Annotated in this window: 9 protein-coding genes and 1 tRNA gene; 8 read left to right on the forward strand and 2 right to left on the reverse strand. The window is 68.4% G+C overall.

Annotated features, from left to right (window positions below; translation table 11 throughout):
* Window positions 1-16 precede the first annotated feature (16 nt).
* Entirely contained in the window at window positions 17-298 is a 282-nt protein-coding gene (locus KHC28_RS15925; protein WP_213360002.1) for an acyl carrier protein, read from the reverse strand.
* Between the two features lie 391 nt (window positions 299-689).
* On the opposite strand from KHC28_RS15925, the gene KHC28_RS15930 reads away from it, so the two are divergent.
* Together KHC28_RS15930 and pbpC are read left to right on the forward strand one after the other, a co-directional pair.
* Window positions 690-6,050, forward strand: a complete 5,361-nt coding sequence (locus tag KHC28_RS15930; RefSeq protein WP_246564903.1) for an alpha-2-macroglobulin family protein — start codon at window positions 690-692, stop codon at window positions 6,048-6,050.
* Window positions 6,047-8,128: a penicillin-binding protein 1C gene (pbpC, locus tag KHC28_RS15935; RefSeq protein WP_312893222.1), complete on the forward strand. Its 2,082-nt coding sequence runs from the start codon at window positions 6,047-6,049 to the stop codon at window positions 8,126-8,128. Before KHC28_RS15930 ends, pbpC begins: the two co-directional genes overlap by 4 nt.
* Window positions 8,129-8,132: 4 nt before the next feature.
* Here the strand turns inward: pbpC and KHC28_RS15940 are convergent, their stop codons facing one another.
* Window positions 8,133-8,339 (reverse strand): DUF1127 domain-containing protein, encoded by a 207-nt coding sequence (locus tag KHC28_RS15940; RefSeq protein ID WP_214009349.1) that lies wholly within the window; start codon window positions 8,337-8,339, stop codon window positions 8,133-8,135.
* Window positions 8,340-8,814: 475 nt separating this feature from the next.
* Between KHC28_RS15940 and KHC28_RS15945 the strand changes: the two genes are divergently transcribed.
* From KHC28_RS15945 to KHC28_RS15970, 6 genes are all read left to right on the forward strand, one after another.
* Window positions 8,815-8,888 (forward strand) — tRNA-Gln (locus KHC28_RS15945).
* Between the two features lie 234 nt (window positions 8,889-9,122).
* Window positions 9,123-9,842 carry a DeoR/GlpR family DNA-binding transcription regulator gene (locus KHC28_RS15950; protein WP_312893223.1) on the forward strand — a complete coding sequence of 240 codons (720 nt, stop codon included), beginning with the start codon at window positions 9,123-9,125 and terminating at the stop codon, window positions 9,840-9,842.
* Between the two features lie 11 nt (window positions 9,843-9,853).
* The gene (locus KHC28_RS15955; protein WP_214009350.1) at window positions 9,854-10,795 is read left to right on the forward strand and encodes an aminotransferase class IV; all 942 of its coding nucleotides are present in this window, start codon (window positions 9,854-9,856) and stop codon (window positions 10,793-10,795) included.
* A 119-nt stretch (window positions 10,796-10,914) separates the two neighbouring features.
* Window positions 10,915-12,114: an ABC transporter substrate-binding protein gene (locus KHC28_RS15960; protein ID WP_214009351.1), complete on the forward strand. Its 1,200-nt coding sequence runs from the start codon at window positions 10,915-10,917 to the stop codon at window positions 12,112-12,114.
* 74 nt (window positions 12,115-12,188) lie between these two features.
* Window positions 12,189-13,271, forward strand: coding sequence for an ABC transporter ATP-binding protein (locus KHC28_RS15965; protein ID WP_312893224.1), 1,083 nt, complete (start codon window positions 12,189-12,191; stop codon window positions 13,269-13,271).
* A complete protein-coding gene (locus KHC28_RS15970; RefSeq protein WP_214009352.1) occupies window positions 13,268-14,128 on the forward strand; it encodes an ABC transporter permease in 861 nt (286 codons plus the stop codon). Before KHC28_RS15965 ends, KHC28_RS15970 begins: the two co-directional genes overlap by 4 nt.
* Window positions 14,129-14,130: the final 2 nt, after the last annotated feature.

Here is a 14,130-nt window from a genome sequence, read left to right on the forward strand (position 1 = left end):
TGCCGTGCCAGTCCGCTCAGGCGGACTTGGCGGCGATCAGCTCGTCGATGCGGGCGCAAAGGTTCTTGAGCACGAAGTACTGCTCGGTGGTCGCCTTGCCCTCGTTCACTTCCTGCGTCCAGCTTTCCAGCGGCAGCTTGATGCCGAACGCCTTGTCGATGGCGAACGCGATGTCGAGGAAGTCCAGGCTGTCGATACCGAGATCGTCGATGGCGTGGCTCTCCGGCGTGATGTTCTCGCGCGGGATGTCGCAGGTTTCGGCGATGATGTTGGCGACGGTCTCGAACGTGGAAGACATGGAATGCCTCTGGTCTCTGTGGCCGCGTCCGGCCACGATGTGAATCGGAGTTCGCCCGACGGGACAGGTGTCCCGGCAGGCCTCCCGCTTGGGTGACGGCCCGTATACCTAAGCCCGCCCGGCTATTCAATGGCGGCGGCGCAGCAATCTCTTGGCCCCGCTCCCATGCCCACAGCGCCGTGTCACCGGCATGTCACGCGCGACCGTGCCTTCCGGCATAGGGAGAGCGTGCGGAACGGACAATGGCGAGCAGGCCGATTCCGGCCTATCGTGGCGTCACGTCATCCGACCGTCGCCCGCCCGACGGAAAGCGACCGCGCCGCCAGCGGCGGCGAGGCGACACGATTATCGGCAGATACAACGGCAAGAAACGCCCCGGGGGAGAGTCGAGATGTCCGCTGCCCTTCGTCCCGCGACGCTGGTGCGGGCCTTCGCCGCGCCGCTCGTTCTCGCTCTCCTCGCCGGCGCCGCCATGGCGCAGACCGCCCCGCCGAAAAACGCGCCCGTCCCACCCCCCAAGCCGGCGGCGACGGCACCTGCGAAGCCCGTCGCCGCCCAGCCGGCGCCCGAGCCGGCGCTGCCCCGGACCTATAGCCGGCCCGACCTCGTCGAATCCGCGCGCCGACTCCAGTCGCTGGTCGACCGCGACCGTGCGCCGCTGGAAAGGCCCGCTGCCCAGCTGCGCCGCGACGCCGACGCCGCCCTGCAGGCCGGCGATGCCCGCGCCGCCGCCGGGCTTTATTCCCGGTTGGTGCGCATCGCCCCGGACGATTCCGGCCTGTGGATGCGGCTTTCGCGCGCGCTCGCCCGCATCAAGCCGAACCAGGACGAGAGCGCCGATACCTTCCTCGACCGCGCCAGCGCGGCCGCCTTCCTCGCCTATCGCAAGGCGACGACGCGCAACGGCCAGGCCGACGCGCTGTTCGCCCTCGGCCATCTCTATGCCGAGCGCTCGCTCTGGCGCGCCGCCCTCGACACGCTGGCGCTGGCGCTCACGGTCAGCGACGTGCCGGCCGAGCGCGGCTTCTATGGCAAGCTGCGCGCCGAGCAGGGCTTCCGCATGCTCGACTACACCGTCGATTCGGACGCGGCGAACCCCCGCGTGTGCGTGCAGTTCTCCGAGGAACTGGCGAAGGGCCCGGTCGACTTCGCCTCCTTCGTCGCGCTGTCCGGTCCGCAGGGCGCGGTCGACAAGCCGGCGGTGTCGGTGGACGGCCAGCAGCTCTGCGTCGAGGGGCTGCGCCATGGCGAGGCCTACGATCTCACTTTGCGCTCCGGCGTGCCGTCGGTCATCCCGGCGGAAAAGCTGCAGAACACCGCTGACCTGACCATCTATGTGCGCGACCGTAAGCCGGGCGTGCGCTTCACCGGCCGCGCCTATGTGCTGCCGCGAACCGGCCCGCGAGCCATCCCCGTCGTCACGGTGAACACCTCGCGCGTCGCCGTCGAGGTACTGCGCATCGGCGACCGCTCGCTGATTCCCACCGCGCTCGACGGCGATTTCCGCCGCGATCTCGGCTCCTACGACCTGTCGCAGCTCAAGGATGGCCAGGCCGAACTGGTGTTTTCCGGCGAGCTGGAGACCGCCTCGCCGCTGAACGAGGACACCACCACCGCCTTCCCGGTCGACGAGGCGGTGGGCACGCTGAAGCCCGGCGTCTACGTGCTCGCCGCCCGTCCGGCCGGCGATGCCGCCAATCCGGACGACGACTATTCCACCCGCTCGGCGCAGTGGTTCGTGGTGTCCGATCTCGGCATGACCGCGCTGTCGGGCTCGGACGGCCTGCATGTGCTGGTGCGCGCGCTCGGCTCGGCCAAGCCGGTCGCCAATGCGGAGATCCGCCTGCTCGCCAAGTCTAACGAGGTGCTGGCCACCGCTCGTACCGATGCCACCGGCGCGGCGGTGTTCGACGCCGCTGTCACCCGCGGCGAGCAGGGCTTCGCGCCGGCGGTGGTTGTGGCGCGGGGGGAGGGTGACGACTACGCCTTCCTGTCGCTGGAGGACCAGGCCTTCGACCTGACGGATCGCGGCGTCGGCGGGCGCGCCGCTCCCGGCCGCATGGACGCCTTCCTCACCACCGAGCGCGGCGTCTACCGCTCGGGCGAGACCGTGCATCTCACCGCGCTGCTGCGCAATCCGCAGGTCGCGGCGGTGGCCGGAATTCCGTTGACCCTTGTTCTCAAGCGCCCGGACGGCGTCGAGGACCGCCGCGCCCTCGTCGACGACCAGGGCGCCGGCGGCCGCGCCACCGCCTTCGAGCTGATGGCCGGCGTCATGACCGGCACCTGGCGCGTCGACGCCTATGTCGATCCGCGCGGCGTCCCGGTCGGCTCCGCCACCTTCCTCGTCGAGGACTACGTCCCCGAGCGGCTCGCCCTCGACCTCTCGACCAGCGCGAAGCAGATCGCTCCCGGCACGCCGGTCGCCGTCGATGTCGAGGGCCGCTGGCTGTTCGGCCCGCCGGCCGTCGGCCTCGACGTGTCCGGCGAGATCGAGCTGAAGGTGGCCAAGCAGCGTCCCGGTTGGGCTGGCTGGCGCTTCGGCCGCGCCGATGACGGCTTCACCGCTATGCGCGAGCCGCTGCCGGACATCCGCGTCACCGATTCGGCCGGCAAGGCCAGCCTTTCCGCCGTTTTGCCAGCAGCGCAGGCCACCGGCCAGCCGTTGGAGGCCGAGATCTTCGTCGAGCTCGACGAAGGTGGCGGCCGCGCCATTCGCCGGTCGCTGACCCTGCCGGTGGCCGCGTCGGTGTCGGGCATCGGCGTGAAGCCGCTGTGGACCGGCTCCGGTCCGGCCGAGGGCACCAGCGCCGCCGTCGAGGTCGCCTTCGTCGATCCTGCCGGCAAGCAGCAGGCCGCCGCCGGCGTCGCCTGGACGCTGTACCGCATCGAGAATCGCTACCAGTGGTACCGGGTCGGCAATAGCTGGGACTTCGAGCCGGTGCAGGCGACCCGCAAGGTCGCCGACGGCACGCTCGACCTGACGGCCGACAAGCCGGCGCGGCTGGACGTGCCGGTGGAATGGGGCCGCTACCGGCTGGAAGTGACCTCCGGCGCCGGCGCCACCCGCCTGTCCACCGCGGTGTCGTTCGAGGCCGGCTGGGGCGGCGGCGCCACCGCCGATGCGCCGGACCGGCTGGAGCTCACCCTCGACAAGCCGAACTACGCCGAGGGCGACCGGCTCGACGTGCATATGACCAGCCGCACCGCCGGCTCGGCCACGGTGCTGATCGTCGGCGACGGCGTACTGGCCTCGAAGACGCTGGAGGTGCCGGCCGGCGATTCGACGGTCAGTTTTGATGTCGCGGCGGGCTGGGCGCCGGGCGCCTATGTGCTCGCCTTCCTGCATCGCCCGCTCGATGTCGCCGCCGGCCGCAATCCCGGCCGCGCCATCGGCCTCGCCTGGTTCGGCGTCGACCGGGCGAAGCGGGTGCTGGAGGTGGCGCTCGATGCGCCGGAGCGCATCCGCCCGGAGACCACGCTCTCCGTGCCCGTGCAGGTGAAAGGCAACGGGGCGGGGGAGGCTTATGTCACCCTCGCCCTCGTCGATGTCGGCATCCTCAACCTCACCGATTTCAAGACGCCGGACCCGGACGGCTTCTATCTCGGCCAGCGCCAGCTCGGGACTGAGGTGCGCGACTTCTATGGCCAGTTGATTGACGGCATGCAGGGCGCGCGCGGGCGGCTGCGCTCCGGTGGCGACGCCATGGATGGCGGCTTGCAGGCTGATCCGCCGACCCAGCCGCCGCTCGCCTTGTTCTCCGGCCCGGTGAAGCTGGACGGGCAGGGCCGCGCGACCATCGACTTCGCGGTCCCGGCCTTCGATGGCACGGGGAAGCTGATGGCGGTGGCGTGGTCCGGCGAGGCGGTCGGCCATGCCGGCAAGGATGTCGTCATCCGCGATCCGTTGGTGGCGACCACGACGCTGCCGCGCTTCCTCGGCGCCGGCGACCGCTCGACGCTGAACCTCGCCCTCGACAATGTCGATGGCCCGCCCGGCGACTATTCGCTGGCGCTGGTGACGGACGGACCGGTGAAGCTCGGTGTCGCCCCCGACAAGGTGACGCTGACGCCGGGTGCCCGGCAGAACCTGAAGGTGCCGCTGGAAGGCACCGGCATCGGTCCGGCCCGTGTCTCGGTGCGCCTCGTCGGCCCGGACGGGCTGAGCATCGTGCGCGACTATGCGCTGGAGGTGCGCCCGGCCTATCCCGCGATTTCCCGCCGCAGCGTGACCGCGCTCGCCCCCGGCGCCTCGCTGACGCTGAGCGGCGATCTCGTCGCCGATCTCGTGCCCGGCACCGGGCGGGTGACCGTCTCGGCCGGCGGCGATCCCGCCTTCGACGTGCCGGCGCTGATGGTGGCGCTGGACCGCTATCCCTTCGCCTGTTCCGAGCAGCTGACCAGCCGCGCCATGCCGCTGCTCTATGCCGCCGAACTGGCCAAGAGTTCTGACTTAATGACCGGACTCGACCTGAAGAACGATCCCGGCAAGACCATCCGCGACGCCATCGCCCGGCTCGTGGCGCGGCAGGGCTCGGACGGCTCCTTCGGGCTGTGGCAGGCGGGCGGCAACGACCTGTTCCTGGACAGCTACGTCACCGACTTCCTGACCCGCGCCCGCGAGCGCGGCTTTGTGGTGCCCGACGTGCCGTTCCGCCTCGCCCTCGACCGGCTGCGCAACGCGCTCGCCTATGCCAATGACGGCGCCACCGACGACGGGGACGCCTATGCCATCTATGTGCTCGCCCGCAACGGCCGCGCTCCGCTCGGCGATCTGCGCTATGTCGCGGACGCCAAGATGGCCGACGTTTCCTCGCCCTTCGCGCGCGGCAACATCGCCGCCGCCCTTGGCCTGCTCGGCGACAAGGGGAGGGCGGAAAAGGCCTTCGTCGCCGCGCTGGAGCTGCTGCCCGAGCAGCCGGAAGCCGATTTGCTCGGCCGCGCCGATTTCGGCTCGCAACTGCGCGACGCGGCCGGGGTGGCGACGCTCGCCGCCGAGGGGGGCTTCCCCGGCCCGGCGCGTACCGCCCGCGCCCGCGCCGTGACCATCGGCAACGACGTTACCGCGACCTCGACGCAGGAGGATGCCTGGCTGCTCATGGCGGCCCGCGCCGCCCGCGAGGGCAGGGGCGTCAGCCTCGATATCGATGGTGCCGCGCATTCTGGCCTGTTCGAACGGATTTTCGAGCCGGCTGGCCTGACTGCACACCGCACCGTCCTCACCAATCGCGGTTCGGCTCCGGTCGACGTGGCCGTCAGCATTGACGGCCCACCGTCCAGCCCCGAGCCCGCCGCCGCCAATGGATTCGCGCTGAAGCGGTCCTATTTCGACCTGGCCGGCAACCCGGCCGACCCGTCTAACGTTCAGCAAAATCAACGACTTGTCGTGGTTATCGAAGCCCAGGAGGACGAATACGCCCCCTCCCAGGTGATGATCGTCGACTGGCTCCCCGCCGGTTTCGAGATCGACAATCCGGCGCTGGCGGTCGGCTCGGATGCCGGCGCGCTCGCCTGGCTGGGGGACACCACCGAGACCGCCCATGCCGAGTTCCGCGACACCCACTTCATGGCGGCGGTCGATCGCACCCAAGGATCTGAAGAAGCTGAGCTTTTGCGCGTCGCCTACATCGTGCGTGCCGTCTCGCCGGGCAACTACGCGCATCCGCCGGCGACGGTGGAGGACATGTACCGCCCCGGCCGTTTCGCCCGCACCGAGGCCGGCACCACCGTGGTCAGGGAGCGCGGGCGGTGAGCGATAACCCGCACCCGCTCTGGCAGCGCTGTGCGGCCGCCGGCCTGCTGGCGGGGGTTATTTTCGTAGGCGGATCATATGCTTGGCTCGTCGGCGTGCGTGCCGCCGCCCCGCCACCGCCGACGATCGCCACCTCGGTCGAAGTGCTCGACCGCGACGGCCGGCTGCTGCGCCCCTTCGCGCTGCCGGATGGCCGCTGGCGCCTCGCCGCCGATCCCGGGCGCGTCGACCGTCGCTATGTCGACATGCTAATCGCTTATGAAGACAAACGTTTTTACGATCACGCCGGCGTGGATCCGCTGGCGCTGCTGCGTGCGGCCTGGCAGTTCGTGACCCATGGCCGCATCGTGTCCGGCGGATCGACGCTCACCATGCAGGTCGCCCGCCTGCTGGAACCTCGTCCGGCCCGCACGCTGGAGGCAAAGCTCGCCGAAATGCGTCGCGCCATCGAGTTGGAAGCACGGCTCAGCAAGACAGAAATCCTGAAGCTTTACATGATCTTGGCGCCGTTCGGCGGCAATCTCGAAGGCGTGCGCGCCGCCAGTCTGGCCTGGTTCGGCAAGGAGCCGCGCCGCCTGACATTGGCCGAGGCGGCACTGCTGGTCGCCCTGCCGCAGTCCCCCGAGGCGCGCCGGCCGGACCGCCAGGTCTCCGCCGCCGGCGCCGGTCGTCGTCGCGTCATCGAACGTCTTGAAAAAACGGGATTATTCGGAGAGCCTGAAGCTCGTTTCGCGCTGGCGGCCGATCTCCCTGCCACCCGCCAAGAGCTTCCGAACCTCGCCTTTCACGCCGCCGAGGCGGCGCGCCACGAGCGTCCGGCCGTCGCGGTCCACCATCTCGCCATCGATGCCGCCCTGCAGGAGCGGCTCGAGGCGCTTGCCGCTGAACGTGCGGCGACGCTGGAGCCCGGAAGCTCGCTCGCCATGGTCGCCATCGACAACGCTTCCGGCGACGTGCTGGCCCGCATCAGCGGCGCCGACCCGCGGGATAGCTCGCGCGCCGGTGCCGTCAACCTGACGCGGGCGTTCCGCTCACCGGGATCGACGCTTAAGCCGTTGATTTATGGGATGGCTTTCGAGGACGGTCTCGTCCATCCGGAGACGCTGATCGAGGATCGGCCGATGCGTTTCGGCGCCTATCGGCCGCGCAATTTCGACCTCGACTATCAGGGCACGGTGCCGGTGAAGCGGGCGTTGCAGATGTCGCTCAACGTGCCGGCGGTGGCCCTGCTGCAGGCGGTGGGGCCGCAGCGCCTCGCCAGCCGCCTGAACGCGGCGGGGGTCGAACTCAAGCTGCCACCTGGCGAGGTGCCGGGACTGGCGGTCGGGCTGGGGGGCGCTGGGGTGACGCTGGAGGGCCTCACGGCGCTCTATGCCGGCATCGGCAATGGCGGCACGGTGCATCCGCCTCGCCGGAGCCTCGACGACGCGGTGCTGCGGCCGGATACCGAGAGCCGAAGGATACTGTCGCCGACCGCCAGCTGGTACCTGGCGCAAGCGTTGGCCGGTTCGCCTCCGCCCCGCAATGCGCGCGGCGGCTTGATCGCCTTCAAGACGGGAACGTCGTTCGGCTATCGCGATGCCTGGTCGGTAGGGTTCGACGGGCTGAGGACGGTGGGGGTGTGGATCGGCCGGCCGGACGGTCAGCCGGTGCCGGGCATGATCGGTCGGGAAAAGGCAGCGCCGCTGCTATTCGATGCGTTCGCACGCATCGCGGCCCGTCCCGCATCCCTGCCTGCGCCCCCGCGTGAGGCGCTGGTGGCCCGGAACGGCGAACTGCCGCCGCCGCTGCGGCGTTTTCAGGGAAATGAGGTCCACACTGGGCCTGCGGGAGCCCCGCAATTCGCCTTCCCGCCATCGGGAGCGACGCTCGACATCGAGCCGTCGGATCCGGTGCCGGTGAAGGTGCGCGGTGGCGAGGGGCTGACGGTGTTCGTCGACGGCGTGCCGACGGGCAGGACCGATGCTGCCGGGATCTATTTCTGGCAGCCAGCGGGCGAGGGGTTCGTCCGGCTGACGGTAATGGACGCTGCCGGTTTGTCCGACAGCGTATCCATTCGGCTGCGAAGCAGTCGCTAGCGGCTCAGCGGCCGGCGACGGCGGCGCGAGCGATGTCCTGGCGGACGAGGCCACGACGGGCGAGGGCGGCGTCGGACAGACGCGACAGGGCTTCATAGCGCTGCGCGATGCGGCGGCCTTCGCCGACGGCGTCGAAGAAGGCAACGACGGCCTCGACGGCGCGCGAGAAGAAGTCGGGAGAGGTATGGCGGGAAAGCGACACGGTGCTCATGGGAGCCTCCAATCAAAGGCATTCTGTATGCCAGCGAATATAAGCCATCTGGTGCGGTGCAAAAGGCGATATGCTGCATGGCAGCACTGAGCGAGTTGCATGCCGCAACGTGATGCGCGTTGGCCAAAGAGCGGCCGATAACGACGAAAATGACCTTTAAAATGAAGATGATGGTATTATACTGGTGATTTGTCGCTTTGCCATGCGTCTTTCGCGTAGGGCGCATGATCGATCGTCATGCGTCGGGCGCGCCCTTCTGCGACGGGCCGGATGCCCCTGAAGTTCCGCGGAGAGGGCGTTTCGATTCATTCAGCCGCCCATGTTGTCCCCAGGCCGGGCGGAGACTTTCTGCAAAGGGGGTAGACCGTTGCGAATGGAAGCGCTATATGCCCGTCCGTTCGCCGCAACGGCTTGCCAAAGCCGACTGCCGATCTTGAAGAGCCGGGCAAAAAGCTCGTGTTTTCAAAATCTTCGGTGGGGGATAGTTTAACGGTAGAACTGCGGACTCTGACTCCGTTAGTCCAGGTTCGAATCCTGGTCCCCCAGCCACCTATTTTTTCTCAATTTCAATGACTTGTGCGCTTAGCAGGCTAAGCCGCACCATTCATCAGCCGGCATGAAAGCGCATTGTAAGCGCTCAAGAGCGCTGCATGCCAATATCGGGCGCCTTGACTGCCGCCGTGGCGCATCCAGCGCGTGGCCTGCCCCCTGAAAAGTGGTCCTCCCGGAAGTAGGCTTTCGAGCCCTCGGAGGAGCCTGCCGGCACCGGGACGTTACGGACGGGTGGAGGAAGGTCCGTTCAGCGAGCGCCTGCGCGACAACAGCGCCGCCAAGCGCCTGATCGCCCGCCGCGCTATCGGCCTGTTCCGGCCGGGCGATTCTCCGTTCGTCGACACCGGCACCACGACGCTGTGCTTCGCAGAACAACTGAGCGTCGCGCGCGATCTCACCATCATGACCAATTCGGTGCGGATCGCCGCCCTCGCCGCGCGGGGCGAAGGCAGCAAGGTGTTCCTGGTGGGCGGCCGTCACCGCGAGGCCGGAGCGGAGAACGTCGGGCCGATCGCCGTCGAGCGGCTCAAGCGCTTCCACGCGCTCCATGCCGTACTCACGGTCGGTGCCATCGATGCGGATGGTATCGATGATTTCCACGAGGAGGAGGCCAAGGTCGCCCGGGCGATGATCCGGCAGGCGCGCGGCGTCACCATCCCGGCCGACCGCTTCAAGTTCGACGGGGCCGGCCTGTTCAGGATCGCCCCGCTCTCCGACATCGACCGGATCGTCGCCGACGCCCCACCCCCCCGAGGCGGCGGCCGAGCGGATCCTCGCCCATGGGGTGGAGGTGATCCTCGTCGGCGAGGCGGTGCCCTGAACGTGCCGTCGAGACGGCCTCGTAAAGTGGCCCCGTCATTTTCCCCGGAAGCGGTCCTTTTTAATGGAGCCATTCAGGGGAAATCTGCCCTCGACCCGCGGGATGCGGGCCCGCTCGGTGCGGGATTGTGAAGGAGGACAGTATGAGCCAGTCGAGCCCCGACTACTCGAAAGGCGCCGCTTACATGAACGGCATCTATGTGCCGATCTCCGAGGCCAAGATTCCGGTCGGCGACTGGGGCTTCACCCATTCGGACGTCACCTATGACGTGGTTCACGTGACCGATGGCGGTTTCTTCCGGCTGGAAGACCATCTCGACCGCTTCCACCGTTCGCTGGAAGGCTACCGCCTCGATCCGGGTGTGACCCGCGACGAGATGCGCACCATCCTCGGCAAGGTGGTGGCGCTGTCCGGCCTGAAGGACGCCTTCGTCGCGATGATCTCCACCCGCGGCATCCCGCGCGTCTACGGCTCGCGCGACCCGGCCGATTGCGACAACACCTTCATCGCCTATGCGGTGCCGTGGGTCGACGTGATCAAGCCGGACGTGCAGGAGCGTGGCGCCCACCTGCTGGTCGCGCAGGTGCCGCGCATCTCGCAGAACTCGCTCGACCCGACGCTGAAGAACTACATGTGGCGCGATTTCACCCGCGGCATGTTCGAGGCGAAGGACAAGGGCTTCGACACCGCCATCCTGCTCGACAGCGAGGGCTACCTGACCGAGGGCGCCGGCTTCAACGTCTTCATCGTCAAGGACAACAAGGTCATCACCCCGGATCGCGGCGCGCTGCGCGGCATCACCCGCCTCGCCGTGCTCGACCTCTGCCCCGAACTCGGCCTCGAGCCGGTCGTCGGGCCGATCACCTTCGAGGACCTGATGGACGCCGACGAGGTGTTCACCACCACCACCGCCGGCGGCGTCATGCCCTGCGCGCGGGTGAACGACCGCATCTATGGCAATGACCGGCCCGGCCCGATCAGCGCCAAGCTGAAGGACACCTACTGGCGCAAGCACAAGGAAGGCTGGCACATGACGCCGGTCAACTACGCCGACGCCGACAATCCCTTCAAGGTCGCGGCCTGACACCGCATCTCACACGACAGCTCAAGGGCGGCGCTCAGATCGCCCTGAGGGGGAAACGCACAAGGCAAGGGCCCCGCAAGGACCAATCGCACCACTTTCAAAAACCAGAGGGCGTGGCCATGACCAAATCGACGTTCAGTTCTTCCGACGCTGCGGCCCCGTCCGCTTCGCCGGTCAGTCGCCGTACCGTGCTGAAGACGCTGGCAGCGGGGACCGCCGGGGCGCTCGCCGCCCCCTATATCCGGCCCGCCTACGCGGCGCCGGCGCAGCTCCGCGCGCTGATGTGGGAAGTCTACGCGGTTCCCGACATCGTCGGGGCCTTCGAGGAGAAGCACAAGATCAAGTTCTCGCCGACCTTCTTCGACGGCAATTCCGAGGCCTACAACAAGCTGCGCATCGGCGGCACCCGGGACTTCGACCTCGTGCAGGCCGACGGCTTCTGGCCGGGCCTCTACTTCCGCGAGAAGCTGATCCGCGACATCGACTACGCCAAGATCCCCAACACCGCCAATGTCTATCCGGTGTTCAAGCCGGACCGCTTCAAGCTGCTGACCGACGAGGCGAGCGGCAAGCATTTCGGCGTCACCTGGTGCTGGGGCAGCTACGGCACGACCTACAATGCCGGAGAGGTGCCGAAGGAGAAGGTCCAGACCATCGAGGTGCTGTTCGATCCGGCTTTCAGCGGCCGGCTCGCCACCAGCGCCCGCTTCGAGGAGAACATCGCCCTTACCGGTATCCTCGCCGCCACCCGCCTCGGCACCAAGGACAAGCCGCGTCCCGACGGCAAGTCGTTCAATCCCTATGTCCTTACCGACGAGGAGCTGGCCGAGGTCGAGAAGCTGCTGATCCAGCAGAAGCCGCTGCTGCTCACCCGCTACCAGGACAACACCACGCTGCAGCAGTTGCTGGAGAGCGGGGCGATCGTCGCGGCGCCGGAATTCGCGCAGGTCTACCGCGTGCTGGTGCAGAAGAAGGACAAGGGCGAAATCTCGGCCGACTTCTCGCACCAGCTGGTGCCGAAGGAGGGCGGGCTCGGCTGGGTCGATACCTGGCTGGTCACCACCGGCGTCACCGATCCGGCGACGCTCGACATCTGCCACGACTTCATGAACACCTTCCTGGCGCCGGAGAACATCAAGAAGATCTCGCTGATCGCCGGCTCCTCCGCGACCGTCGACCTGCGTTCGATCTCCACGCCCGAGGAGCAGAAGCTCTACCTGATGGACCGCACCGAGGAGCTGTCGTCGATGTACATGTTCGACCAGCCGTCCTCGACCGAGAAGTGGGAGCGCGTCTGGTCGCGCGTACAGGCTGCCTGACGACACCCGAAGTCATCGCCCGGGCCGTGGCGGCCCGGGCCTTGCTTCCGTCCGTTCGCAGCGAGGAGTGCGGCGTGGCCTACATACATCTCGACGGCGTTTCCAAGCAGTATGGAAGCGTCTGGGCGGTCGATCGCGTCAACATGGCGATCGAGAAACATGAGTTCGTCTCCCTGCTCGGCCCGAGCGGCTCGGGCAAGACGACGCTGCTGCGCATCATCGCCGGGCTGGAGCGCCCGACGACGGGGCGCGTGCTGATCGACGGCGAGGACGTTACCGAGCTGCCGCCGCACAAGCGCGGCGTCGCCATGGTGTTCCAGGAGTTCCTGCTGTTCCCGCACCGCACGGTGTACGAGAACCTCGCCTTCCCGCTGCGCATGCTGAAGCTGCCCAAAGGCGAGATCGAGGCGCGCGTCGAATGGGTGGTGGGTATCCTCGCTCTGCGGGGGCTGGAGAAGCGCTATCCCAACCAGCTTTCCGGCGGCCAGCAGCAGCGCGTGGCGCTCGGGCGCGGCCTCGTCGGCCGGCCGAAGGTGCTGCTGCTCGACGAGCCGCTCGCCAATCTCGACCGCGAGCTGCGCCAGGAGATGGAAGTCGAGATCCGCAAGCACCAGACGGATCTCGGCATCCCCTTCATCTATGTGACGCACAACCAGGAAGAGGCGCTCTCGATGAGCGACCGCATCGCCGTGGTGCGCGGCGGGCGCATCGAGGATTTCGCCTCGCGCACCGACATCTACGACCGTCCGAAGACCGCCTTCATCGCCCAGTTCGTCGGGCGCTCCAACCGCTTCACCGGCACCGCCGCGACGGCCGGTGGCACGATATCGCTCAGCGGCGACGGGGTGCGGATCGAGACGGCGACCCGGCCGGGGATCGCCGATGGTGAGCGCGTCGCCGCCTATGTGAAAAACGAGAAGGTCCGGCTGCGGCCCGCGTCGGCGGGTGGGGCGGGCGCTGCCAACACACTGGCGGCGACGGTGCGCTACGTCATCCTGCGCGGCGCCTATGCGGAATATGTGCTGGGCTGGAGCGGCGGCGAACTGGTCGCCAGCCGGCCGCGCAGCGAGGCGGAGTTCACCGAGGGCGCGGAAGTGGTGGCCTGCTGGGACGCGGCCGATGTCGACCTGTTCCCGGCGCCGGAGGACGGCCGATGAAACCGCGCGTCGCCCCGGCCATCTTCCTCGGCATCCCCACCGTGTTCCTGGTGGGGCTGTTCGTGCTGCCGCTGCTCTCCATGCTGGTGTTGAGCGTCTGGCGGACCGAGAACTACCACATCATCCGCGACTTCAGTTTCCACAATTACGAGGTGCTGGCGACCGAAGGCGCCTATATAACCTTCCTGGTGCGCTCGCTGGTGATGGCGAGCGCGGTGTCGCTGATCTGCACGCTGCTCGCCTGGCCGATCGCCTATGGCATCACACTCTATGGCGGGCGCTACAAGCTCCTGTTCTCGCTGGCCTTCGCCGTGCCGTTTCTCACCGGCGAGGTGCTGCGCATCATCGCGCTGCAGGGCCTGCTCGGCCCGCTCGGGCTGCTCAACGGCGTGCTGCTGTCGCTCGGCGCCGCGCCGCTGCGCGTGATCATGTACACCAATGTCGCCAGCGCCATCGGCCTCGTCTATCTCTACCTGCCGATCGTGGTGACGGTGATCTACCTGTCGCTGCTCAATTTCGACCAGCGGCTGATCGATGCCGCGACGATCTTCGGGGCGAGCCCGGCGCGCGCCTTCTTCGAGGTCACCTGGCCGCTCAACCTGTTCGGCACGCTGATCGGCTTCGCGCTGTGCTTCATTCCCTGCCTGTCGGCGACGCTGGCGCCGCGCTTCCTCGGCGGCCCGAACGGCACGCTCTACGGCATGGCGATGGCGCAGCAATTCGGCGAGAGCGGCACCTGGGCGCTCGGCGCCGCCATGGGCGTCGTTCTGTTCGCGGTGTCGGTGCTGCTGGTGGTCGGGGTGGCCCGGCTGATCGACCTGCGCCGCACCGGCTTCACCGGCTTCGGGAGGGGATGAGC

It is taken from the genome of Ancylobacter sonchi, assembly GCF_018390695.1.
GTDB lineage: Bacteria > Pseudomonadota > Alphaproteobacteria > Rhizobiales > Xanthobacteraceae > Ancylobacter > Ancylobacter sonchi.

What these genes read in the sequence shown, in the direction of transcription:
- KHC28_RS15930 (WP_246564903.1), top strand. Translation starts at nt 690, where the DNA reads ATGTCCGCTGCCCTTCGTCCCGCGACGCTGGTGCGGGCCTTCGCCGCG.
- KHC28_RS15940 (WP_214009349.1), bottom strand. Translation starts at nt 8,339, where the DNA reads ATGAGCACCGTGTCGCTTTCCCGCCATACCTCTCCCGACTTCTTCTCG.
- KHC28_RS15960 (WP_214009351.1), top strand. Translation starts at nt 10,915, where the DNA reads ATGACCAAATCGACGTTCAGTTCTTCCGACGCTGCGGCCCCGTCCGCT.
- KHC28_RS15925 (WP_213360002.1), bottom strand. Translation starts at nt 298, where the DNA reads ATGTCTTCCACGTTCGAGACCGTCGCCAACATCATCGCCGAAACCTGC.
- KHC28_RS15970 (WP_214009352.1), top strand. Translation starts at nt 13,268, where the DNA reads ATGAAACCGCGCGTCGCCCCGGCCATCTTCCTCGGCATCCCCACCGTG.
- KHC28_RS15955 (WP_214009350.1), top strand. Translation starts at nt 9,854, where the DNA reads ATGAGCCAGTCGAGCCCCGACTACTCGAAAGGCGCCGCTTACATGAAC.